The 22,846-nt window shown below is 73.1% G+C and carries 10 protein-coding genes; all 10 read left to right on the forward strand.

Annotation, left to right across the window (positions count from 1 at the left end; all coding sequences use genetic code 11):
* The first annotated feature begins 146 nt into the window (after window positions 1–146).
* The 10 genes from VD659_RS06320 to VD659_RS06365 are packed head-to-tail and all read left to right on the forward strand — an operon-like array spanning window position 147 to window position 22,743.
* Window positions 147–6,176: an Ig-like domain-containing protein gene (locus VD659_RS06320; RefSeq protein WP_423260281.1), complete on the forward strand. Its 6,030-nt coding sequence runs from the start codon at window positions 147–149 to the stop codon at window positions 6,174–6,176.
* Window positions 6,177–6,192: 16 nt separating this feature from the next.
* Window positions 6,193–7,167 (forward strand): AAA family ATPase, encoded by a 975-nt coding sequence (locus VD659_RS06325; RefSeq protein ID WP_423260282.1) that lies wholly within the window; start codon window positions 6,193–6,195, stop codon window positions 7,165–7,167.
* Window positions 7,164–8,450, forward strand: a complete 1,287-nt coding sequence (locus VD659_RS06330) for a DUF58 domain-containing protein (RefSeq protein WP_423260283.1) — start codon at window positions 7,164–7,166, stop codon at window positions 8,448–8,450. Before VD659_RS06325 ends, VD659_RS06330 begins: the two co-directional genes overlap by 4 nt.
* Before the next feature lie 14 nt (window positions 8,451–8,464).
* A complete protein-coding gene (locus tag VD659_RS06335) occupies window positions 8,465–11,095 on the forward strand; it encodes a transglutaminaseTgpA domain-containing protein (protein ID WP_423260284.1) in 2,631 nt (876 codons plus the stop codon).
* Window positions 11,088–12,887: an RDD family protein gene (locus VD659_RS06340; RefSeq protein WP_423260285.1), complete on the forward strand. Its 1,800-nt coding sequence runs from the start codon at window positions 11,088–11,090 to the stop codon at window positions 12,885–12,887. Before VD659_RS06335 ends, VD659_RS06340 begins: the two co-directional genes overlap by 8 nt.
* Window positions 12,884–13,723, forward strand: coding sequence for a PP2C family protein-serine/threonine phosphatase (locus tag VD659_RS06345; RefSeq protein WP_423260286.1), 840 nt, complete (start codon window positions 12,884–12,886; stop codon window positions 13,721–13,723). The genes VD659_RS06340 and VD659_RS06345 overlap by 4 nt, the downstream gene beginning before the upstream one ends.
* Window position 13,724: 1 nt before the next feature.
* On the forward strand, window positions 13,725–15,701 hold the full coding sequence (locus VD659_RS06350) for an FHA domain-containing protein (RefSeq protein ID WP_423260287.1): 1,977 nt from the start codon (window positions 13,725–13,727) through the stop codon (window positions 15,699–15,701).
* Window positions 15,698–17,419 (forward strand): serine/threonine-protein kinase, encoded by a 1,722-nt coding sequence (locus tag VD659_RS06355; RefSeq protein ID WP_423260288.1) that lies wholly within the window; start codon window positions 15,698–15,700, stop codon window positions 17,417–17,419. The genes VD659_RS06350 and VD659_RS06355 overlap by 4 nt, the downstream gene beginning before the upstream one ends.
* Entirely contained in the window at window positions 17,416–18,210 is a 795-nt protein-coding gene (locus tag VD659_RS06360) for a hypothetical protein (protein WP_423260289.1), read from the forward strand. Before VD659_RS06355 ends, VD659_RS06360 begins: the two co-directional genes overlap by 4 nt.
* 6 nt (window positions 18,211–18,216) lie before the next feature.
* Window positions 18,217–22,743, forward strand: coding sequence for an FtsK/SpoIIIE domain-containing protein (locus VD659_RS06365; protein WP_423260290.1), 4,527 nt, complete (start codon window positions 18,217–18,219; stop codon window positions 22,741–22,743).
* Window positions 22,744–22,846 lie beyond the last annotated feature (103 nt).

A 22,846-nucleotide genomic window follows, 5' to 3' on the forward strand; every position in this document is an offset into this window, starting at 1 on the left:
GGCACATCCACCCGAATGGTGCGCCTGCGGCCGACGGACACGACCATCCGCCGACCCCGCACAGCCTTACCCGGACCCGATGCTCCCTGCGACGATCTGGAGACCCTGTGCGGCTGTTCGAGGCGATACGACGACGCAGGGCCACCGTGGCCTCCGTCGCCGGGATCTCCGCGCTCGCCGTGGCGATCACCACCATGGCCTTCGTCTACGAGGGCGTCACCACCGCCGACGTGCAGCTGAACGACGGCGGCGTCTGGGTGACGAAGCCCTCGAGCCTGCTCGTCGGCCACCTCAACTACCCCGCTCAGGTTCTCGACGGCGGCCTCACCACCTCGTCGAGCGACTTCGACATCCTGCAGAACGGCGAGACCGTGCTCACGGTCGACACCGCCACCTCGACGCTCACCACCATCGACCCCGTCACGGTGACCCTCGGCAACCCGGTGACGCTGCCGGCGCAGTCGTCGGTGGCGCTCGGCGGCGGCACCGTCTCGATCCTCGACCGGGAGACCGGCACGCTGTGGAGCTCACCGGCCGCCACGGTCGCGAACTTCCAGCCCGATCCCGAGAGCCCGCTCTTCGAGCTCGGCGCCGGGGCCGCCGCGACCGTCGACGTCGACGGCACGGTGCACGCCCTCTCGCTCAGCAAGTCGGAGCTCGTCACCATCCCGGCCGGAGCCACCGCCGAGGAGGGCATCAGCACGAGCGGCCTGCCCGAGCTCGAGGCGAACGCCCAGCTGAACCTCACCACCGTGGGCGACCAGGCCGTGCTGTTCGACGCCACCGACGGCTCCGTGGTGCTGCCGGGCGGCAAGAAGGTCACCGTCGAGGGGGCAGCCGGCGGAGTCGTGCAGACCCCCGGCCCCGCCGCGTCGAGCGTGCTCATCGCCACCGGCACCGAGCTCATCGCCCAGCCGCTCGACGGCGGCGGGGCCACCCGCACGCCGGCGGGCAAGCCCGGCACCCCGGCTGCTCCGGTGTACCTGAACGGATGCGCCTACGCGGCCTGGTCGGGATCGAGCGCTTACCTGCGCGACTGCGCCGGCACCGCCGACGACGTGTCCACCACCATCGACGGCCTCGCGGAGTCGGCGAAGCTCGTGTTCCGGGTGAACCGCGACGTCGTCGTGCTCAACGACCTCACCACGGGTGCCGTCTGGCTCGTGAACCAGGACATGAAGAAGGTCGACAACTGGGACGACGTGGTGCCGCCGCCCGACGAGACCCAGACCGAGAACGAGGACGACACCACCGAGCAGCAGCTCGAGGTGACCCTGCCCGACCGTTCGGAGCAGAACACCCCGCCGACCGCCGTGGACGACCAGTTCGGCGTGCGCGCCGGCCGCACCGTGATCCTGCCCGTGCTCGACAACGACACCGACCCCGACGGCGACCTGCTCACCGCCACCCCCGACGAGCCGACGACCTCCATCGGAGCCGTGCAGCGCATCCTGAACGGGGCGGCGCTGCAGATCGTGGTGGATGCGGATGCCAGCGGCACCTCGACCTTCAGCTACACGGTCGACGACGGCCGCGGCGGCACCGACCAGGCCACCGTCACCCTCACCGTGAAGGCCCCCGGCACCGACGAGGCGCCGAAGCAGCGCACGGTGCCGACGATCCAGGTCGAGCTCGGCGCCACGGTGAGCTACAACCTGCTGCCCGACTGGACCGACCCCGACGGCGACGACCTCTTCGTGCGCTCGGCGACGGCATCCGGAGCCAACCAGGTGCAGTTCACCGCCGACGGCAAGCTCACCTTCACCGCGCTCGACCCCGACACGGGCCGCAAGGACGTGACCGTGGTGGTCTCCGACGGCACCGCCGACACCGAGGGCACGGTGCACTTCGAGGTGCGCGACGTGGGCAGCACCGCCCCGGTCACCAACGGCGACCTCGTGGTGACGCGCGCCGGCAAGCAGGTGACGGTGTCGCCGCTGCTCAACGACTACGCGCCGAGCGGCGCCCCGCTGCGCCTGGCGAAGGTCAACGAGATCGCGGGCGCCACCGTCACCCCCGACTACACCACGGGCACCTTCACCTTCAGCGCGGCAGCCCCCGGCGACTACCAGGCCGAGTACCTGGTCACCGACGGGCCCAAGTCGGCGGCCGGCATCGTGCGCATCATCGTCTACCCCGACACGCAGACCGACGTGGCGCCGGTGGCCGTGCGCGACGTCGCCCTGCTGCCGAAGGGGCGGGACACCCTCGTGAACGTGCTCGCGAACGACTCCGACGTGAACGGCGACATCCTCGCCGTGCAGTCGGTGAGCGTTCCCGACGGGCTCGGCGTCTCGGTGGAGGTGCTCGAGCACGAGACCCTGCGCGTGAGCGACCGGCCCGGCATCACCGCACCCGTGACCATCACCTACACGGTCACGAACGGGGCGCGCACGGCGATCGGCGAGGTGTTCGTCATCCCGATCCCGGCGCCCGACCGGCTGCGGCCGCCGGTGGCGGTCGACGACTCCGTCACCGTGCGGGCGGGCGACGTGGCCACGATCGACGTGCTCGCCAACGACTACCACCCCGACGGCGACACCATCACGCTCTCGCCCACCCTCGTCGACCCGCTGATCGATCCGGCCGACGGCGACATCTTCGTGGCGCAGGACAAGCTCCGCTTCAAGGCCGCCCCCATCGCCGACGGAGCAACGAAGACGGTCTACGCCACCTACGAGGTCGTCGACAGCCAGGGGCAGAAGGACGCGGGCTACGTCACCATCCACATCGAGCCCGCCGCCCAGACGAACTCGCCGCCCCGGCCGAAAGACGTCACCATCCGTGCGCTGCAGGGCACCACCGTGCGCATCCCGATCCCGCTCGACGGCATCGATCCCGACGGCGACTCCGTGCAGCTCGTCGGCCAGGCGAAGGCGCCCTCGAAGGGCCGCATCACCGAGGTCGGCGAGAGCTGGCTGGTCTACGAGGCCTACCCGGATGCGACGGGCACCGACACCTTCACCTACACGGTGCGCGACCGGCTGGGCGCCGAGGCGAGCGCCACCGTTCTGGTGGGCATCGTGCCCTCGGGCAGCGCGAACCAGCGCCCCTACGCCGTGAAGGACACCGTGAGTGTGCGGCCCGGGCGCACCGTGGCGGTCGACGTCCTGGCGAACGACTCCGACCCCGACGGCGACCCGATCGCCATCCGCGAGAACGGCCTCGAGCTGCCCGACGGCCTCGACGCGACCGTGGCCGGGGGCCGCGTGGTGGTGAAGGCGCCCGCCGAGGCCGGCGAGTACACGATCCAGTACACGATCGTCGACCAGTACGGCGCCACCAGCGTGGGCGCCCTGCTCGTGACGGTGAGCCCCACGGCGCCACTGATGGCACCGATCGCACGCGACGACGTCGTGCCCATCGCCGACGTGGTCGACCGCACCTTCAGCGACGTCGACGTGCGGGCGAACGACGACGACCCCGACGGCACGATCGACGAGCTGAAGGTCTCGTCGGCCGACACCACGGCCAGCGTGCTGCCGAGCCAGCTGCTGCGGGTGGAGCTGCTGCCCGAATCGCAGATCGTGACCTACACGGTGACCGATCAGGACGGCCAGAAGGCCTCGGCCTTCGTGTTCGTGCCCGGGCTCGACTCGCTGCACCCCACCCTCAAGCCGGGCGTGCAGCCCATCCGGGTGAACAGCGGTGAGACCATCGCGGTGCCGCTCAGCGACTACGTGCTGGTGGCCGACGGTAAGACCCCGCGCATCACCGAGGCCGCGAAGGTCAGCGCGGCGCACTCGAACGGCGCCTCGCTGGTGACCGACGAGTCGACCATGAGCTACACCTCGGCCGACGGCTACTACGGCCCGGATGCGCTGAGCTTCGAGGTCACCGACGGCACCGGCCCCGACGACCCGCTGGGCGAGAAGGCGACCCTCGTCATCCCGATCACGGTGGTGTCGACGACCAACATCTCGCCCACCTTCCTCGGCGCCAGCGTCGATGTGGCCCCCGGGGACGGCTCGAAGCAGCTCAACCTGCGCACGGTGTCGCGCGACCCCGACGAGGGCGATCTCGAGAAGCTGCAGTACTCGGTGAAGGGCTCGCTGCCGCAGGGCATCTCGGCCGACATCGACGGCCAGAACATCACGATCTCGGCGGCCGGCAACGCCCAGAAGGGCGCCAACCCGGTGCAGATCGAGGTGACCGACGGCCAGAGCGAGCCCGGTTCGGGCACCATCACCGTGAACGTGCTCGACTCCACGCGCCCGCTGCCCTCGGCCACCGACGACACGGTGGGCCAGGCGAACCAGGGCGCCACCGTGAACGTGAGCGTGCTCGCGAACGACTACAACCCCTACCCCGAGACACCGCTCACCATCCTGAGCGCCGATGTGGAGACCGGCACCGGCTCGGCTGACGTGCGCGGCGACCAGGTGGCCGTCACCCCCGCGTCCGACTTCGTGGGAACGATGGTGGTGCGCTACCGCATCGCCGACGCCACCGGAGACCCGGCCCGCCAGGCCGACGGGCGCATCCGGCTCACCGTCCAAGGGCGGCCCGACACGGTGGGCACGCCGTACGTCACGAGCATCCAGGACCAGACCGTGGTGCTGTCGTGGTCGCCGCCCATCAACAACGGCGCCGAGATCACCTCGTACACCGTGTCGAGCCCGCAGGGCTTCTCACAGCAGTGCCAGTCGACCACCTGCACGCTCTCGGGGCTCACGAACAACGTGGAGTACACCTTCACCGTGACGGCGACGAACTCGGTCGGCACCTCCGACCCCTCGCCGGCCTCGGGCCCCGCCCGCCCGGATGCGCGGCCCGACCAGCCGCAGCCGCCCACCCTCGTGTTCGGCGACAAGAGCCTCACCGTGAACTGGGTGACCCCGCCCACGCACGGCTCCCCGGTCGAGAGCTACAACCTCGAGATCTCACCCGCTCCCGACCGCGGCGCGGCGCAGCGCTACAACGTCACGGGCAACAGCCTCGTCTGGGAGGGCCTCGCCAACGGCACCGCCTACCAGGTGCGGGTGCAGGCCGTGAACCGTGCGCCCGACCCCTCCGACTTCAGCGGCTGGTCGGCCACGATGATCCCGGCGGGCAAACCGGATGCGCCGGGCGCCCCGTCCACGAGCCGCGTCGACTCGGTGGGCGCGCAGACCCAGATGAACGTGAGCTGGGCGGCACCGGCCGCGAACGGCGACCCGATCTCGTCGTACACGCTGACGACACTCCGCGGGGGCGCGGTGGTGAACACGCTCAGCGTGGCGGGCGGGGCGACCTCGCAGACGGTTTCGGTGCCCACATCGGAGACCGACTACACCTTCACCGTCTCCGCCTCGAACAAGGCCGGCACCGGCGAGACCTCCGCCGCGTCCGCGCCCCGACGAGCCTTCAACAAGCCCGGTGCGCCGACCCTCACGGGTGCGACCGAGGGCGACAACGCCATCACGGTGAGCTACAGCCCGGGTGCTCTCAACGGCGCCTCGGCCTCCGAGGTGAGCTACCAGTACTCGCTGAACGGCGGAGGCTGGTCGGCGCTGCCCGGCAGCAACGTCATCCCGGCGCAGAACAACAGCACCTACTCGGTCACGCTCCGGGCTGTGACCTCGGCGGACGGATCGACGTACGCGAGCGATCCGAGCAACTCGATCGGCAACCTCAACCCCTACGGTCCGCCGAGCGCTCCGGGAGTGGACGCCTCGGGAGGCGACCAGAAGGTGACGTTCAGCTGGAGCGCCCCGGGCCGCAACGGCCGCGACTTCCAGGTGCAGATCAACACCGGTGGCGGCTGGCAGACCGTGGCGTCGAGCGGATCGACCTCGGTGGGCGCGGGGTACAGCGAGCAGAAGTGCTTCACCGCCCGCACCGTCGACAGCACGGGCGCCACCGCGAACTCGGGTCAGGCCTGCGCGACATCGAAGCCCGAGCCGATCAACACCTCGGTGAAGGTCGGACACGGCAGCAGTGCCGTGGGCCAGCCGAACTGCGGAGACGCCTCCTGCGCCTACATCAAGGTGACGGTGTCGAACGGCAAGCCGAACTCCAGCTACACGGCGAAGGTCTACGCGAGCGGCACGCTTCGCGACACCATCACCATCAGCACCGACGGAGCCGGGAACGGCTCGAACCAGACCGGGTACTACTGGGGCTACCCGAACACGACGGTGCGCGCCGACGTGTCAGGACCCGACGGCAACTTCAGCGATTCCACCAATTGGTAGTGAGAGGCACACACTGATGACGATGACCCCCGAGCAGGCGACCTGGTTCGCCGGCACCTTCGACCGCCTCGTGCAGAACGTGGGCATCGCGGTGCTCGGCAAGACCGAGGTGATCCGGCTCACGTTGATGGCGCTCATCGCCGAGGGGCACATCCTGCTCGAAGACGCCCCGGGCACCGGCAAGACCAGCCTCGCGAAGGCCATCGCCGCCACGGTGCAGGGCACGCACCAGCGCATCCAGTTCACGCCCGACCTGCTGCCCTCGGATGTCACGGGCGTGACGATCTACGACCAGAACACGCACAAGTTCGACTTCCACCGCGGGCCGATCTTCGCGTCGATCGTGCTGGCCGACGAGATCAACCGCGCCTCGCCGAAGACGCAGTCGGCACTGCTCGAGGTGATGGAGGAGTCGCGGGTGACCGTCGACGGCGTGGTGCACGAGGTGGGCCGGCCGTTCCTCGTGATCGCCACCCAGAACCCGATCGAGCAGGCCGGAACCTACCGCCTGCCCGAGGCGCAGCTCGACCGCTTTCTGATCAAGACCTCGATCGGCTACCCCGACCTGGCCTCGGTGGAGCAGATCCTGGCCGGCTCGGCGAACCGCAACCCCTCGGCCTCGCTCAGCCCCGTCATCACCACGGCGGCGGTGGCCGACATGGCCGACCTCGCCTCCACGGTGCACATCGACGGCGCCGTTCTGCGCTACACCGCGCAGCTCGCCGAGGAGACCCGGCTCGCACCGGAGACCCGCGTGGGCGTCTCGGTGCGCGGCACGATGGCGCTCGTGCGCGCCGCGAAGGTGTGGGCCGCCGCCCAGGGCCGGCACTTCGTGCTGCCCGACGACATCAAGGACCTCGTGGCCCCGGTCTGGACCCACCGCTTCGTGATGGACCCCGAGGCCGAGTTCTCGGGCATCACCGCCTCGACCGTTCTGGCCAGGGTCGTGGCCGACGTGGCCGCTCCGCAATCGAGGCAGCCCGCCGCATGAGCGCCGTCGCGAGCGGAGTCACCGACGCGCTGACCCGGATGCGGCAGAGCCGGGCCTCGGCCTGGTGGACCGGCACCGGGCGGCCGTGGGTCTCCGCGCGCGCGAAAACGGCCGGTGCCGTGGCGGCGCCCGTGCTCGGCACGGTCTCCGGCTTCGGCTGGGGCGTACTGCTGGCCGGGGTGGCCGCCGGCATCGCAGGACTCTCCTTCGGCTGGCTCGAGCTCGTGGTCGTGGCGGCCGTGTGCCTCGCCGCCCTGCTCGTGGCCGTGGGTTTCGCGCTCGGCCGCTCCTCCTTCCGCATCGGCCTCGACCTCGCGGCCAACCGCGTGGTGGTGGGCGAGCAGGCCGTGGGCCGCATCACGGTCGGCAACGCCGGCACGCGGTCGACGCTGCCGGCCCGCATCGAGCTTCCGGTGGGCAGCTCCTTCGCCTCGTTCCACCTGCCCCGGCTCGCGCCGGGCGCCGAGCACGACGACCTCTTCGGCGTGCCCACGAGCCGCCGCTCGGTGATCGTCGTGGGGCCGGTGCGCTCGGTGCGCGGCGACCCGCTGGGCCTGCTGCGGCGCGAGGTGCGGTGGACCGACCCCGTGGAGCTCTACGTGCATCCGCGAACCGTCTCGCTCGAGGGCTCGTCGTCGGGCTTCCTCAAAGACCTCGAGGGGCTGCCGAGCACCGACCTCTCGAACAACGACGTGTCGTTCCACGCCCTGCGCGAGTACGTGCCCGGTGACGACCGCCGCTACATCCACTGGAAGACCTCGGCCCGCACCGGCACCCTGATGGTGCGCCAGTTCGAGGAGACCCGGCGCTCCCACCTCGCCATCGCCCTCTCCACGAGCCTCAGCGACTACCTCGACGAGGAGGAGTTCGAGCTCGCCGTCTCGTCGTGCGGCTCGCTCGGGCTGCAGGCCCTGCGCGAGGAGCGCGACGTGACCGTGCTCGTACAGGGGGCGACCCTGCACTCCGAGACCGGGCGCCGGCTGCTCGACGACCTCTCGGGCGTCGAGGCCGACGCGAAGCGCGACACCATCGTGCAGCTGGCGAAGGCCACCGGGCAGGCCGTGCCGGGAGCATCCGTCGCCGTGCTCGTGTTCGGGGGCCACGTGTCGCCCGCGGAGTTGCAGGCCGCGTCGGTGCAGCTGCCCCTCGGGGTGCGCGTGATCGCGGTCAGCTGCGTTCCGGGCGCCGAGGTGCGACGGCGGCAGATCGGCGACCTCGCCGTGCTCACGATCGGGCAGCTGGCCGAGTTGCCGGCGGCGCTGCGGCGGGTGAGCCGGGCGTGAGCGGGGAGAACGGGATGAGCGAGCCGGCCGGCGCGGGGCGCACCGGTCGAGCCCGCAGCGCTGACGGCGGAGCCGCGGCACGCGGCGCCGGCACTGCCGAGCGCGCGGCCGGCGCGGATCGCGACCGCGCCCGCGCCCGTCGCGAACGGATGCGCGGTGCGGGCCGGGCGGCAGACCGCGGCCCGGCGCCCGCCCGGCCGGTCTGGGCCGTGGCCCTCGACAGCGCGGCCGTCGCACTGCTGCTCGTCGTGGCGGCCCTCGGCTTCGGGCCCGCGTTCGGCGGCAGCGGCTACCTCGTGGCCGCGGGCGGTGCCATCGTGCTCGCGCTCGCCATCACGCTGCTCGCGGTGCGCTTCGCGTGGAACATCCTGATCGTCACGGCCGCGACGATGCTGGCCTACCTCCTCTTCGGCGGAGCGCTCGCGGCGCCGTCGACCACCCTGTTCGGCGTGCTTCCCACGCTCGAGACGGTGCGCACCCTCGTGCTCGGCATCGTGTTCTCGTGGAAGGACGTGCTCACGCTCGAGACGCCGCTGGGCGGCTTCCCCTCGACGCTCGTCGTGCCCTTCCTCTCCACGCTCGTGGCGGGAGTGCTCGCCTTCGGCTTCGCGCTGCGGCTGCGCCGCGCCGCGGCCTGGGCGCTGCTGCCCGCATCCGCGCTGCTCGTGACGGGCATCGTGTTCGGCACCCGCGAGGCCGCTGCGCCCGTGCTGCAGGGCCTGCTCTTCTCGGCGGTCGCACTCGGGTGGTGGGCCTGGCGGCGGCAGGAGAACCGGGCCGAGGCCACGCGCGCGACCGCGGTGGGCGCATCCGGGCCCGACCCCGCATCCGCCCGGCGCCTGCGCACCACCCGGCTCGCCACCGGCGCAGGTCTCGTGGTGGTGGCGATGGCCGTCGGCCTCGGCGCGGCCGCCGCCGCTCCCGCCGCCTCGCGCGAGGTGCTGCGCGACCAGATCGAACCGCCGCTCGACCTGCACGACTACGCGAGCCCGCTCGTGGGCTTCCGCTCCTTCGTTCGCGACGAGAAGGACCAGACGCTCTTCACCGTGCACGGCCTGCCGACCGGGGCGCGCATCCGGCTGGCCACCCTCGACAGCTACGACGGGCTCGTCTACAACGTCGCCGGCGACGGCTCGAGCGGCTCGGGCACCTTCACGCGGGTGAGCGCCGACATCCCCTCCGACACCGCGGGCGACAAGGCCACGCTCGACGTGACGATCGATCAGCTCACCGGGGTGTGGATCCCGGATGCCGGCTACCTCGACACCGTCCGCTTCACCGGCGACCGGGCCTCGGAGCTCGCCGGCTCGCTGCACTACAACAGCGTCACCGGCGTCGCGCTCACCACCGACGGGCTCACCGCCGGCGACAGCTACACGATGGACGTCACCATCCCGCCGAGCTACAACGACGAGCAGCTCTCGACCCGCGGCATCGAGAACCTGTCGATGCCGCGCTCGACCGGGGTTCCGGATGCGCTGACCAGCCTCGCCACCACCTACGCGGGCGACACCAGCGTGCCGCTCGACCAGGTGCGCAACATCGCCTCCTCGCTCAGCCAGGGCGGCTTCTTCAGCCACGGGCTCGAGGGCGAGGCCACCTCGCGAGCCGGGCACGGCGCCGAGCGCATCGCCTCGCTCGTGTCGGCCGACCAGATGGTGGGCGACGACGAGCAGTACTCGGTGGCGATGGCGCTGATGGTGCGCTCGCTCGGCATCCCCGCCCGCGTCGTGATGGGCTTCTACCCCGCCGAGAGCGCGGGGCCGGATGCGACGCAGCAGATCACGGGCGACGACGTGCACGCCTGGGTGGAGGTGCCCTTCGAGGGCGTGGGCTGGATGCCGTTCGACCCGACGCCCCCGAAGGACCAGGTTCCCGAGGAGCAGGCGCCGAAGCCGAAGGCCGACCCGAAGGCGCAGGTGCTGCAGCCGCCGCCCCCGCCGCAGGAGCCCGCGGAGCTGCCGCCGGACATCCGCACCGACGACACCGACCAGGAGGCCGTGGTCGACGACAACTCGATGCTCGGACTGATTCTGCTGGTGGGCGGCGGAGTCCTGGCGCTGCTCGTGGTGTTGCTGGTTCCTGTTCTCGTGATCTCGCTGGCGAAGGCGAGGCGACGCCGCCGGCGGCGATCGGCGCCCGTGCCTGCGGACAGGCTGAGCGGTGGCTGGGACGAGATCGTCGACCGCGCTCGCGACCTCGGCACCCCCACGACACCGGGCGTGACGCGGCGGGAGACGGCCGTGGTGCTCGCGACCGCTTTTCCGCAGACGCCCGTGATCGCTGCGGCGAGCGCCGCCGACACGGGGGTGTTCGGGCCCGGCGAGCCGAGCCCGGCCGAGGTCGAGGCGTTCTGGACCGAGGTCGACGGCATCGTCGCGGGCATGGGCGAGGCCCGCACCCCCTGGCAGCGCCTGCGGGCGCGGTTGTCGCTGCGGTCGCTGCTGCGGCGGGGCCGGGGGCCGGTGCGATCGCAGAATCACGGCACTGCGCGACCGGATGCCGCCCGCGGACCGGGCTCCGACGCGCCGACTCCGAGCGGCTCGACGCCCCCGGCTGCCGACCCCCGTCCGACCGGTTCCGAGCCGTCGCACGCGGTCGAGCCGCCCCGTTCCGAATCCGCTGGGAGCGCATCCGATGACTGATTCCGCCACGATCCCCTGCGTGCGCTGCGGCTCCGCCGTGCCGCGCTCGGCGCAGTTCTGCCTGGCCTGCGGCACCCCGGTGTCGTCGCGCACGCAGGCGGCGGCGTTCGGCGCGGGCGCGAGCGGTGCGGATGCCGACGGCGGCTCCGGCGCGGCCGCGGGCTTCGCCGGGGCGTCATCCCCTGGAGGACCGGCAGCCGGCCTCCGCAGCGCGGCAGGCGAGTGGCGGCCGACGCCCGTCGTGGAGCCCCTGCTCGCGTCGGCGGTGCGGCCCGCGTACTACGGGTGGAGGGTCGTGGCCTTCCTGGTGGACGGCATCCTGTCGGCGCTGGTGACGCTCGTCGTGGTGCTCGCGCTCATGGCGGCGGGGGCCGTCGACGTCTCGGGCGGCGGGGCGGGCGGTACGTCGGGATTCCAGGCCACCGGGGGCGCGGCGGTGCTCGTGCTCCTGTCGCTCGTGGTCTACCCGGTGGCGATGTGGTTCCTCCAGGCGTTCCTCGGGCTGACGCCGGGGCTCGCCGTGTCGGGGCTGCGGCTCGTGCGCCGGGCGACCCTGGGGCGCGCGGGGCTGGGACGCGTGCTCCTGCGCTCGCTCGTGGTGTTCGCGGGGAGTCTGGTGTTCGGCATCGGGCAGATCGTGGTGTACCTGTCGCCGCTCTGGGACTCGGGGCGCATCGGGCAGGGCTGGCACGACAAGGCCTCCGGCACCTGGATGATCGGCGTTCGGCGCGGCCCGAACCCGCTGCGGGCGCAGCCGGGTCAGCTGGTGCTCGACGTGGCGCCCGGGTCGCTCGTGACGGGCGGCGCGGCGACGGCCGGCGCGAGCCCCGCCGGATGGGCCGCCCCGTCGGGCTCGCCCTCACCGGCGGCGTCGGTGCAGCCGGGTTCACCGGCTCTGGCGGGCACCGTCGCGCCGGGTGCGGTGGGCTCCGCCCCCGCGCCGGCTTCGGCCTCGGGTCCGGTGTCGCCAGAGCCCGCACCTGCACCCGCACCTGCGCCTGCGCCTGCGCCGCCGACCGTGGCGTCGGCGTTCCCCGGCTTCACGAACCCGCCGCCCCTCGTCTCGCAGTTCTCGGCGGCGGCAGCGAGCGGACCGGTCATCGACAGCATCCCCGGGTTCCAGCCCCCACCCGCCGTGCCCCCTGCCGACGCGGCGCCCGCGAACCCGTCGTCGACCGCACCCGCCACGTCAGAACCGACCCCCGCACCCGCCCAGCCCTCTGCGGCACCCGCGAGCCCGGCACACGCAACCCAACCGCCACCGGCACCGGTCGCTCCCGGAGCACCCGTCCAACCCACCGCAGTGCCGGCGAGCGTAGCGCCAGCAGCATCCACCCGGCCCATCGTGGCCGGCGCCGACGCCGACATCGACATCGACAGCACGCGTCTCAGCGACTCCGCACCGGGCGCGGGCGGATTCGCGGCCGCGCCCGAGACCGCGGCACCCGGCATCCGGATCGTGCTGCGGTTCGACACGGGGGAGACCGTTCCGGTCGGCGGGCACGGGGTGCTGGGGCGGGCTCCGGTGCCGCAATCGAGCGCGGCGGCGGTGGTGCGGGTTCCCGGTGACACCTCCTCGATCTCGAAGACGCACCTCGAGTTCGGCGTGCAGAACGGGGCGCTCTGGGTGAGCGATCGCGGTTCCACCAACGGATCCACGCTCGTGCGCCCGGGCGCCGGGCCACGGCAGCTGCTCGCCGGCGAGCGGGTCTCGGTGGCGGCGGGCGACCGGGTCACCATGGGCACGCGCGGCTTCACCGTCGAAGCCGTCGAGGACGGGGAGGGCGCATGAGCGCGCATCCGGACTCCATCCGTTCCGCCGACCTCGTGATCGTCGCCGGAGCCGTGACGCATCAAGGGCTGCGCCGCTCCACCAACGAGGACGCGTTCCTGGCGACGGCCCCGGTGTTCGTCGTGGCCGACGGCATGGGCGGACACGACGCCGGCGAGGTGGCGAGCGCGCTGACGGTCGACACCTTCCGGCGGATGGCCGATTCGGCCGACGGCTCTCCGCTCACCCCGGCCGAGGTTCGCACCGCCTTCGAAGACGCCCAGCGCGCCGTCGACGCGCTCGGCCGCACCGGCCGGCGCCGGGCCGGCACCACCGTGTCGGGCGTCGCCGTGGCCGAGACCGACGGCGTGGCCTACTGGCTCGTCTTCAACCTCGGCGACTCCCGCACCTATCGTCTCGGCGCCACTGCGCTCGAGCAGATCAGCGTCGACCACTCCGTGGTGCAGGAGCTCGTCGACGGCGGCGAGCTCGACCGGGCGTCGGCGGCGTCGCATCCCGACCGCAATGTCATCACGAGGGCGCTCGGTGCGGGCGGCGTGTTCCGGCCCGACTACTGGCTGCTGCCGATGGAGGCGGGCGACCGCATCCTGGTGTGCTCCGACGGCGTCTCGGGCGAGCTCGACGACCCCGCCATCGCGCGCGTGCTGCGCGAGGAGGCCGATCCGCAGGCCGCCGCGGCCCGGCTCGTGCACGAGGGCATCCTGCGCGGAGGCCGCGACAACCTCACGGCCGTGGTGGTCGACGCCTTCGACCGCACGCGCCTCAGTGCCGACCGCGATCACGACGGCGAAGACACGATCCCCCGCGGGCCCGTCGCGGCCGGGGGAAGGAGCTGAGATGACCGACATCCGCTACCGCGCGGGGGCGTGGCGCGCCGCCGTGACCCCGAACGGCTTCGCCCTGCTGCCCGACACCCTCGAGGCCGACATGATCGGCCGCGTCTGGGATGCGCTCCGCGCCGGCCGCGGGCTCGCTGCCGTTCTCGAGACCCTCACCGGTGCCTTCGGCACGAGTCTCGCGGCATTGCCGCCGTTCGCCGTGGCCGCCTTCGCCCCGGGCGAGGCCCGGCTCGCCGTGCGCGGTCCGCTGGAGATCGACGTCACCGAGGCGGGGGCGGGTGCATCGGATGCCCCGGGATACACGGTCAGCGGGGCCGACGTCACGACGTGGAGCGAGCGGGTGGTACGCAATCCCGCCACGCTCGACGTGCGCATCCACCCGACCTCCGCGGGCACCGCAGCCGCACCGATCGGGGCCGGCGAATGGTTCGGCCTCGCCGACGCGGTCGTGCTGTGCGACGCCCTCGCCGTGGCGTTCTCGCCAGGTGGGTCCACCGCCCACGAACCCGAGACGGCGGCGGATGCACCCGCACTCCCCCCGACGGCCACGACCGGCTCGCCCGAGCCCGACACGGGTACCGACGCCTCCCCCGCGCCCGCCGAGTTCGCTGCCTCACTCGACGCAACGATCGCGGCGAGCGGCACTGCGACGGATGACTTCGGGTCGCGCCCGTCCACCGTGACGGAAGCACCCGGGCCGCGCACAGCAACCACTCCGTCGTCGCCGAACATCGAGCAGGCCCTCGCAGCGCCTGCGCGCGATGCACCGGGCGACGGCCTGCCGGAGCAGACGATCGTCGAGGAGACCCTGTCCGAGGGCGCCGCACCCGGAAAGACCGCCGTCGAGCCCGGCGCCACCGAATCCATCGCCACGGAGGGCGGCTCCGAATCCGCGCACGCCGGAGAGACAGCCGATTCGAGCCCGGAGCACGGTGCTGCCCGGACGGCCGGGCGCACGCAGCACTCCGAGGCCCTGTCGAGCGCAGACGAGCACGAACCGATCGACGAGGTCGACGGACACACCCGCGCCGAGCTGCCCGACGACGCCTACGACCACCTCTGGGGCGCCACCGTGGTGAAGTCGGTCGAGGACGCCGCCGTTCGCGAGACCGACGACGAGGAGGAGACCGACGGGGTCCACCCGGCCTCCGCATCCGCTCCCCCTGCGCTTCCCCCGGGTGCTGCGACAGGCCAGGGCATCCGCACCGGTTCACCCGCTGTGTCGGCGAACAACGGGAGCGGTTCCGGCCCTGCGCACGACGACGCCCACGCTGCCGCACCGGCGCCGGGCACCGCCGCGGCCGCGGACGGCGGATTCGCCCCGCCCTCCGCGCCCGTCTCCGACCCCCGCCAGTGGACGGCACCGCCCGCGACCGGCCTCATCGACAGCGTGCCCGGCTTCGGCAGCCTCGGCGCCTCCTCCTCGACCCAGAACTGGGGCTCGCCCCGGCCCGCCCCCGAACCCGCCGGCGAAGCATCCGCTCCGCCTCCGCCTCCTCCGTCGGCAGCCCCGCCGGCGCCGCGCACCGACGACGACCACGACGGCCTCACGGTCACCGTCGGCGAGCTCGAGGCCATGCGCCGCCTCGCCGAGGCGCAGGCCGCCGCCCCCGCGGGCAGCGGCGCGGCAGCGCCCACCGGCCGCATGATCCTCTCCACCGGCGACGTCTACCCCCTCACCGGCCCCCTCATCATCGGCCGGCGTCCCCGCGCCACCCGCGTGGCGGGCGACCAGGTGCCCGTGCTCGTCACCGTCGAGAGCCCGCAACAGGACATCTCCCGCAGCCACCTCGAGGTGCGCATCGAGGGCCGGCACGTGCTCGCCGTCGACCTCGACACCACCAACGGCTCCGTTCTGCACCGCGCCGGCACTCCGCCTCTGCGCTTGAGCCCGCACGACCCGGTGCTGCTGCTCTCCGGCGACATCGTCGATCTCGGCGACGGAGTCAACGTCGTGTTCGAGGAGCTCTCGTGAACGCCCGCCGGCCACCCTCCGCGCCGCCGGAGATCCCCGGCTTCGCCTATGTGGAGCTGCTCGGGTCGGGCGGCTTCGCCGACGTCTTCCTCTACGAGCAGCGGATGCCCAGACGGCGCGTGGCCATCAAGGTGCTGCTCCAGGAGGCGCTCACCGAGGGCGCCCGAGAGAGCTTCGACGCCGAGGCCAACCTGATGGCGCAGCTCTCGACGCATCCCTCGATCGTGACGATCTACGAGGCGGGCATCAGCGCCGACGGGCGCCCCTACCTCGCGATGGAGTACTGCCCGCGGCCCAACCTCGGCGCCCGCTATCGCCGCGAGAAGATCGGCGTCGCCGAAGCCCTGCGCATCGGGGTGCAGGTGGCGGGCGCGGTGGAGACCTCGCACCGCGCCGGCATCCTGCACCGCGACATCAAACCGGCCAATATTCTCGTGACGGAATACAACCGGCCCGCCCTGACCGACTTCGGCATCTCGGTGGCCCTGGTCGGTGGAGCCGAGCACGAGTCGGTGGGCATGTCGATCCCCTGGTCGCCGCCCGAGGTGTTCGGCCCCTCGCCGTCGAGCGGGGTCGCCGCCGACATCTACGCCCTCGGCGCCACGGTCTACACGCTGCTGGCCGGCCGCTCGCCCTTCGAGGTGGCCGGCGGCTCGAACTCCGGCCTCGACCTCATCGGCCGCATCCAGTCGTCGCCGCTGGCCCGCACCGGCCGGGCCGACGTGCCCGACTCGCTCGAGCAGGTGCTCGCCACGGCCATGGCCAAACGCGAGGATGCGCGCTTCGCCTCCGCCCTCGAGTTCGCGCGAGCCCTGCAGAAGGTGCAGCTCGAGCTCAGCCTCTCGGTGACGCCGGCCGATGTTCTCGACGACGCCCTCCCCGCCGATGACTTCGAAGAGGAGGACGACGGCAACACCCGCATCCGCGGCATCGTCTCCATCGACCCGACGGCCCCCACCACGGGTGCGGCCACCGCGACCCACGGCCGGCCCGTCCGGTTCGACGACCCGATCACGAACCGGGACTGGGCCCCCGGCCGCAACGCCGCCCGCGACAACGGCGCCGGGGCCGACCCCGACACGGCCCGCCGCGGCGACCTGCCCCGAGGGGCCGTCTCGGGCGCCAACGACTCCGCATCCGGCGCCACCCGCACCGGTGCAGGCACCGGCACCGGCACCGGCACCGGGCAACACTTCTCCTTCGGCGGCGGAGGCGGCCCGGCCCTCGGCGACCCCGTCGTCGAGACCACCCAGCGCCGCCCCGCGGCCGCCACCGCCCCCGCCGCGCCCGCCGCCCCGAAGCGCTCCCGCGTGCCGCTCCTCGTCGGCGCCGCCGCCGTGGTCGTGGTGCTCGCGGTCGTCGGCACCGTCTTCGCCCTCAACGCCGGCGGCGGCAGCCCCGCCGCGGTCGCCACCGACGACGCCGTCAGCCCCGTCGACGTGGTGCCCGGCGCCGCCACCACCATCGCCGCCCCCACCGCCCTCACGGGCACGCCCGGCGACGCCGGTATCGTCTTCACCTGGACCAACCCCGACCCCCACGACGGCGACTTCTACCAGTGGGGCGTCGTGGCTCCCGGCCAGGAGACCACCTTCCACCGCGCCGACGACACCACGGCGACGGTGCCGGCCCCGGCATCCGGGCAGGTCTGCATCCAGGTCTCGGTCGTGCACCCGAACGGCCGCGGCTCCGCTCCGACGACGGGATGCGCGCCATGACCGACAGCCCCTTGTCCGACAGCCCCCTCGCCCGCAGCACCGCCCCGCAGCCCCGCTCCACGGTCCGCCCCGCCACGAGCGCGAGCGTCGAGTTCATCGGCGAGTGGTATCCGCTCGACCCGGAGACCCCGTTCGACATCGGCCGCGACGCCGACCTCGACATCGACGACAACCAGTACCTGCACCGCCGCTTCCTGCAGATCTCCTTCGTCGACGGGCTGTGGTGGCTGGCGAACGTCGGCTCCCGCCTCTCGGCCACGGTCTCCGACCCCTCCGGCACCATGCAGGCCTGGCTCGCACCCGGCGCCCGCCTGCCCATCGTGTTCGGCCTCACCACGGTCGTGTTCACCGCCGGGCCCACGAGCTACGAGTTCACCGTGCACACCTCTACCCCAGCCTTCATCGACTCCTCGCCGGTGCCCTCGGCGGGCGGCGCGACCACCGTCGGGGCCGTCACCTTCACCGCCTCGCAGAAGCTGCTCATCCTGGCCCTCGCCGAGCCCATGCTGAAGCGCGAGGGCACGGGTACGAGCGAGATCCCCTCGTCGGCGGCGGCGGCCGAGCGGCTCGGCTGGGCGCTCAGCCGTTTCAACCGCAAGCTCGACAACGTGTGCGACAAGCTCAGCCGCGCCGGCGTCGACGGCCTCCGCGGAGGTGTCGGCGCCCTCGCCACCAACCGCCGTGCGCGCCTGGTCGAGCACGCCGTGCTCTCGCGCCTCGTCACGAAGGCCGATCTGCCCATGCTCGACGAACCCCACGACGACACCCCCGACGAGAAGGCTCTCAGGTAGCAGCGGATGCGCATCAAAGTCGAACTCAGACGCCCCGGCGGCAGCACGGCCGGGCTCGAGGTGACGGCCGACGCCACGGCGAGCGTCGCCGACCTCGCCGGCGCGCTCTTCGCGGCCGACCCGGAGCGCGCGAACGCGAACCAGGGCGGCGCCGCCGGCTCCCCCACGACCGCCGCCCCGGCGAACCTCACCCTCCAGGTCGCCGGCCCCGGCGGCGAGGCCCGCGTGCTCGACCCTCGCGCGAACCTGCTCGACGCGGGGGTGCGCTCCGGCTCCACCATCGAGCTCGCCCGCGCCAGCGAGAGCTTCGACGCCCCGGGCCAGCGAGGCCCCGCCGCCGCGACCCTGCGGGTGCTCAGCGGGCCGGATGCGGGCGCCGAGTTCCCCCTGCCCTTCGGCTCGAGCTACCTCGGCCGCGAGCGCGGCATCGACGTGCGGCTGAGCGACGGCCTCGTGTCGAAGCGGCACGCCCGCATCAACATCGGCGAGCACGTCGAGATCATCGACATGAACTCCGCCAACGGCCTCCTGATGGGCGGCGAGCAGGTGGCACGCACCACGCTCAGCTCCGCCGACGTGGTGGTCATCGGCGACACCGCGATCTGCATCGTGCCGCTGCAGCGGCTCGGCGGCGCGGCCCCCTCGACGCCCGTCATCGAGTTCAACCGCTCGCCCCGCGTGGTGGCCCGCTACCCCGGCGAGGAGTTCCCCGCCCCGGTTCCGCCCAAGAAGCCGCAGACCCAGCGCTTTCCGATCGTCGCGCTCGTGGCCCCGCTCATCATGGGCGCCGTGCTGTTCGCCGTCACCCGCTCGCCGCTCAGCATCGTCTTCGTGGCCCTCAGCCCCATCCTGATGCTCGGCACCTGGCTCGACCACCAGCTCACCACCCGCCGCCAGCTGAAGGATGCGATCGCGCAGTTCAGCGGCTCGCTCGACGCCTTCGTCACAACGCTGCACGAACGGCAGCGCATCCAGCGGGCGGTGCGCCTCACCGAGGCCCCGGCCGTGGCCGACACCGTCGACGCCGTCGAACGTCTCGGGCAGCTGATGTGGACGCACCGGCCCGAGCACGAGGCCTTCCTGCAGGTGCGGCTGGGCCTCGGCACCGCCCACAACCGCGACGTCATCGCCCTGCCCACGTCCAACGACGCCCTCCCGGAGTACTGGGCGCAGCTCGAGGAGGTGGCCGACCGCTTCCGCCTCATCGACGGCGTGCCGATCGTGGCCTCGCTGCGCAGCATCGGCGCGCTCGGCATCGCCGGGTCGCCGGCCCTGCGCCAGGGCGTCTCGCGCGGCATCGTCACCCAGCTCGCCGGCCTGCACTCGCCGGCCGAGGTGGTGGTGTGCGCGCTCGTCTCGCCCACCTCGCGAGCCACCTGGGAGTGGCTGCAGTGGCTGCCGCACTCCGGGTCGGCGCACAGCCCCCTGGCCGGCGACCACCTGGCCGACAACCCCGGCTCAGGTCTCGCCCTCCTCGCGCGCCTGGAGGAGCTGATCGCCGGCCGCACCGGAAACGCCGTGACACCGCGGGGGGCTCTCGCCTCGCCCGCTCGCGGCTCGCGCCGCTCGGGCAGCACGGCCCCGAACCGCGAAGACCTGCCCGAACCCCTCACCCCCGCGGTGATCGTCGTGGTCGAGGACGACGCCCCGGTCGACCGCGGACGCCTCACCCGCCTGGCCGAACGCGGCGCCGACGCCGACGTGCACATCGTCTGGTCGGCCCCCTCGATCGCCCATCTGCCCGCCGCCTGCCGCAGCTTCGTGAGCCTCGAACAGGATGCGCAGGGCGCCACCGCGGGCCAGGTGCGCCTCGGCGAGCACACCTACCCGCTGGCCTGCGAGACCGTCGACGGCGAGACCGCGCTCCGGCTGGCCCGTCGTCTCGCGCCCGTGGTCGACGTCGGGGCGCCGGTCGACGACGAGTCCGACCTGCCGCGCGCCGTCTCCTACCTCGCCCTGGCCGGCACCGAGCTCGCCGAGGTGCCCGAGGCCGTGGTCGACCGCTGGCGCGAGAGCAACTCCATCGCCGACCGCTCCGGCGGCCCGCTCGTGCGCCGCAAGAAGGAGGGCTCGCTGCGCGCGCTCGTAGGCCACAGCGGCACAGAGCCGTTCTACCTCGACATCCGGGGCCAGGGTCCGCACGCCCTCGTGGGCGGAACGACGGGAGCCGGCAAGTCGGAGTTCCTGCAGTCCTGGGTGCTCGGCATGGCCGCGGCGCACAGCCCCGACCGCGCCACCTTCCTCTTCGTCGACTACAAGGGCGGCGCCGCCTTCGCCGACTGCGTGGCGCTGCCGCACACCGTCGGGCTCGTCACCGACCTCTCGCCCCGGCTCGTGCGGCGCGCACTCACGAGTCTGCGCGCCGAACTGCGCTACCGGGAGCACCTGCTCAACCGCAAGAAGGCCAAAGACCTCGCGTCGCTCGAGAAGACCGGCGACCCCGACACCCCGCCGAGCCTGCTCATCGTCGTCGACGAGTTCGCCGCCCTCGTGCAGGAGGTGCCCGAGTTCGTCGACGGCGTCGTCGACGTGGCCCAGCGCGGCCGCTCCCTGGGCCTGCACCTCATCCTCGCGACCCAGCGCCCGGCCGGGGTCATCAAGGACAACCTGCGCGCCAACACGAACCTGCGCATCGCGCTAAGGATGGCCGACGCCGACGACTCGAGCGACATCCTCGGCGACCCGATGGCCGCCTTCTTCGACCAGTCCGTCCCGGGCCGCGGCGCGGCGAAGACCGGGCCGGGCCGACTGGCCACCTTCCAGACCGGCTACGCCGGCGGCCACACCTCCAACGAGGCCCCGCGCCCCCGCATCGACATCGCCGAGCTCGACTTCGGGGCGGGCGCGGCCTGGGAGGCCCCCGAGTCGGAGTCGACGGGCACCGAGGAGGCCGGGCCCACCGACATCGCGCGCCTCGTGGGCTCCATCCGCACGGCTGCGTCACTGGCGGGCATCCCCGAGCCCCGCAAGCCCTGGCTCGACGAGCTCGCGGCCGTCTACGACTTCTCGCTGCTCCCCAACCCCCGCACCGATGAGCGGTTGCTGCTCGGGGTGATCGACGACCCGGCGAGCCAGAGCCAGCCGACCGTGTTCTACGAGCCCGATCGCGACGGCAACATGGCCGTCTACGGCACCGGCGGCTCGGGCAAGAGCGCCACGCTGCGCATGATCGCCGTCTCGGCGGCGGTCACCCCGCGCGGCGGCCCCGTGCACGTCTACGGACTCGACTTCGGCTCCAACGGACTCAGCATGCTCGCCGAGCTCCCGCACGTCGGCGCGATCATCGACGGCGACGACGAGGAGCGCGTCATCCGCCTGCTCCGGATGCTGCGCGACCTCGTCGACGACCGCTCGGCCCGGTACGCGGCCGTGCGCGCCGGCTCGATCGGCGAGTACCGGCGGCTGGCCGGGCGCCCCGAGGAGGCGCGCATCCTGCTGCTGGTCGACGGCATCGGGGCCTTCCGCGACGCGTACGAGTTCGGGGGGCACTCGGCCTGGTTCAGCGCCTTCTCGCAGATCGCCACCGACGGCCGCCCCCTCGGCGTGCACGTCGTCGTCGCCGGCGACCGGCCGAACTCGGTGCCGGCCTCGCTCGGCTCCACCATCCAGCGCCGGCTGGTGCTGCGCATGGCCAACGACGACGACTACGCCCTGGTCGACGCGCCGAAGGACACCCTCTCGGCGGTCTCCCCTCCCGGCCGGGGCATCATGCACGGCGACGAGGTGCAGATCGCGATGCTCGGCGCCGACCCGAACGTGGCACTGCAGGCGCGGGAGATCGCGAAGCTCGCCGAGGCGATGACCCGGCAGGGCGTGACGCGCGCGGAGCCGGTGCACACGCTCGGCGAGTCGATCCCGCTCGGGGAACTGCCGACGACGGTCCCGGCCGGCCGGGGCGGGGCATCCGGCGACCTCCCCGTCATCGGCGTGCGCGACGACTCGCTGGCACCCTTCGGCGTCGACCCGCGCGGCGCCCTGCTCGTGGCCGGCTCGCCGGGCAGCGGGCGCTCGACCGCGCTCGCCACGCTCGCGACGGCCCTGCACCGCGCCCGCCCGGGCATCCGCCTGGTGCACCTCTCGCCGCGGCCCACCGCCCTCACGACGCTGCCGCTCTGGGCCCTCTCGCTCTCGGAGCCGGCCCAGATCGCGGCCTTCGCCGACGACGTGGTGGCGCAGCTCGACGCGGGCAGCCTGAAGCCGGGCGACTTCGCCCTGGTGGTCGAGAACGTGGGCGAGCTCAACGGCTCTCCCGCCGAGGCCGACGTCGACCGGCTGGTGAAGCGGGCGCTGCGCGACGAGGTGTTCGTGGTGGGCGAGAGCGAGTCGTCGACCTGGTCGTCGGCCTGGACGCTCGGCGGATCCTTCAAGAACGGCAAGCGGGGACTGCTGCTCGTGCCGGGCGAGCTCGACGGCGACTCGCTTCTCGGCACCTCGCTCGGCCGCTTCAAGCGCTCGGATCTGCCGCCTGGCCGGGGATTCTTCGTTCAGGGCGGCCGCGTGGTGAAGCTGCAGGTGGCGAGCCGTGACGACTGAGCGAGGGCCATGGGGACTTCTCCCCATCGACGCCTGTCGACCGGCTGCCTAGTGTCTTACCTGTGAGAAGCACTCACGGGAAGTAGCGGATCCGAGCACCGGA

Source organism: Herbiconiux sp. 11R-BC (genome assembly GCF_049472555.1).
Classification (GTDB): Bacteria; Actinomycetota; Actinomycetes; order Actinomycetales; family Microbacteriaceae; genus Herbiconiux.